Below are 2982 nucleotides of genomic sequence, written 5' to 3'. Positions count from 1 at the left end.
AAACCCTGGCGATGACCTACTCTCGCATGGCTTGAGCCACACTACCATCGGCGCAGCTGCGTTTCACTTCCGAGTTCGGGATGGGATCGGGTGGTTCCACAGCGCTAATTTCACCAGGGAGACGGTTGGAGCGTCGCGATGTACGTGATTTTCCCTTGGGGAAAAAGCACGGCCATACTGCGCCTGCCTCTCATAGTTCTTGTGACGTAGCGTGCACTTGGTATCTATCGACATGTCATGTCGGCCAAGGCAACTTGAGGTTATATGGTCAAGCCACACGGATCATTAGTATCAGTTAGCTCAATACATTGCTGTACTTACACACCTGACCTATCAACCACATAGTCTATATGGTTCCTTCAGGGGGCTTGTGCCCCGGGAGATCTCATCTTGAGGCGCGCTTCCCGCTTAGATGCTTTCAGCGGTTATCGCTTCCGAACATAGCTACCCGGCAATGCCACTGGCGTGACAACCGGAACACCAGAGGTTCGTCCACTCCGGTCCTCTCGTACTAGGAGCAGCCCCTCTCAAATCTCCAACGCCCATGGCAGATAGGGACCGAACTGTCTCACGACGTTCTGAACCCAGCTCGCGTACCACTTTAAATGGCGAACAGCCATACCCTTGGGACCGACTACAGCCCCAGGATGTGATGAGCCGACATCGAGGTGCCAAACACCGCCGTCGATATGAACTCTTGGGCGGTATCAGCCTGTTATCCCCGGAGTACCTTTTATCCGTTGAGCGATGGCCCTTCCATACAGAACCACCGGATCACTAAGTCCTAGTTTCCTACCTGCTTGATCCGTCGATCTTGCAGTCAAGCACGCTTATGCCTTTGCACACAGTGCGCGATGTCCGACCGCGCTGAGCGTACCTTCGAGCTCCTCCGTTACTCTTTAGGAGGAGACCGCCCCAGTCAAACTACCCACCATACACGGTCCCCGACCCAGATAATGGGCCCAGGTTAGAACGTCAAGCACGACAGGGTGGTATTTCAAGGATGGCTCCACCACAGCTAGCGCCATGGTTTCATAGCCTCCCACCTATCCTACACAGACGAACTCAACGTTCAGTGTAAAGCTATAGTAAAGGTTCACGGGGTCTTTCCGTCTTGCCACGGGAACGCTGCATCTTCACAGCGATTTCAATTTCACTGAGTCTCGGGTGGAGACAGCGCCGCTGTCGTTACGCCATTCGTGCAGGTCGGAACTTACCCGACAAGGAATTTCGCTACCTTAGGACCGTTATAGTTACGGCCGCCGTTTACTGGGGCTTCGATCAAGAGCTTCGCCTTGCGGCTGACCCCATCAATTAACCTTCCAGCACCGGGCAGGCGTCACACCCTATACGTCCACTTTCGTGTTTGCAGAGTGCTGTGTTTTTGATAAACAGTCGCAGCGGCCTGGTTTCTGCGGCCCTCTTCAGCTATAGCTCGCATGAGCCACCAAAAAGGGCGCACCTTCTCCCGAAGTTACGGTGCCATGTTGCCTAGTTCCTTCACCCGAGTTCTCTCAAGCGCCTGAGAATTCTCATCCTACCCACCTGTGTCGGTTTACGGTACGGTCTGCGTAAGCTGAAGCTTAGGAGCTTTTCCTGGAAGCGTGGTATCAGTGACTTTGTCTTAAAGACTCGTCTCGGTGCTCGGTCTTAAAGGATCCCGGATTTGCCAAAGATCCAAACCTACCGCCTTTCCCCCGGACAACCAACGCCGGGTACACCTAACCTTCTCCGTCCCTCCATCGCACTTACGCGAGGTGCAGGAATATTAACCTGCTTCCCATCGACTACGACTTTCGTCCTCGCCTTAGGGGCCGACTCACCCTGCGCCGATTAACGTTGCGCAAGGAAACCTTGGGCTTTCGGCGTGCGGGTTTTTCACCCGCATTATCGTTACTCATGTCAGCATTCGCACTTCCGATACCTCCAGCAGACTTCTCAATCCACCTTCAACGGCTTACGGAACGCTCCTCTACCGCGTACATATAAATATGCACACCCCAAGCTTCGGTTCACTGCTTAGCCCCGTTAAATCTTCCCCGCAGACCGACTCGACCAGTGAGCTATTACGCTTTCTTTAAAGGGTGGCTGCTTCTAAGCCAACCTCCTGGCTGTCTGTGCCTTTCCACATGGTTTTCCACTTAGCAGTGAATTTGGGACCTTAGCTGTGGGTCTGGGTTGTTTCCCTTTTCACGACGGACGTTAGCACCCGCCGTGTGTCTCCCATACAGTCCGTCTCGGTATTCGGAGTTTGCAATGGTTTGGTAAGTCGCGATGACCCCCTAGCCATAACAGTGCTCTACCCCCGAGAGGATACATATGAGGCGCTACCTAAATAGCTTTCGAGGAGAACCAGCTATCTCCGGGTTCGATTAGCTTTTCACTCCTAATCACAGCTCATCCCCGTCTTTTGCAACAGACGTGGGTTCGGGCCTCCAGTACCTGTTACGGCACCTTCACCCTGGCCATGACTAGATCACCCGGTTTCGGGTCTACTGCCCGCGACTATGCGCCCTTATCAGACTCGGTTTCCCTTCGCCTCCCCTATACGGTTAAGCTTGCCACGAACAGTAAGTCGCTGACCCATTATACAAAAGGTACGCAGTCACTCTTTCGAGCTCCTACTGCTTGTACGCACACGGTTTCAGGATCTATTTCACTCCCCTCTCCGGGGTTCTTTTCGCCTTTCCCTCACGGTACTGGTTCACTATCGGTCGGTCAGTAGTATTTAGCCTTGGAGGATGGTCCCCCCATGTTCAGACAGGGTTTCACGTGCCCCGCCCTACTCGTCTTCACTGGAGTGGCCCTTTTAAATACAGGGCTATCACCTTCTATGGCCAGCCGTTCCAGGCTGTTTTTCTAGAACCATTCCAGCTTAAGGGCTAGTCCCCGTTCGCTCGTCGCTACTCAGGGAATCTCGGTTGATTTCTTTTCCTCTGGTTACTTAGATATTTCAGTTCACCAGGTTCGCTTCCAGCAGCT

The 2982-nt window shown here is 53.4% G+C and carries 2 rRNA genes (1 of these 2 running past the window's edge); both read right to left on the bottom strand.

The features are described from left to right. Nucleotides 1-3: 3 nt before the first annotated feature. A 5S ribosomal RNA gene (gene rrf / locus J7J08_RS13320) occupies nt 4-118 on the bottom strand. 146 nt (nt 119-264) lie between these two features. After that, a 23S ribosomal RNA gene (locus J7J08_RS13315) occupies nt 265-2982 on the bottom strand; it runs 161 nt beyond the window's last position.

Origin of the sequence: Stenotrophomonas sp. ISL-67, from assembly GCF_018612915.1 — a bacterium.
Taxonomy (GTDB): Bacteria; Pseudomonadota; Gammaproteobacteria; order Xanthomonadales; family Xanthomonadaceae; genus Stenotrophomonas.
The sequence above is the reverse complement of the archived record's forward strand: the minus strand, read 5'-3'. Positions and strand labels throughout refer to the sequence as shown.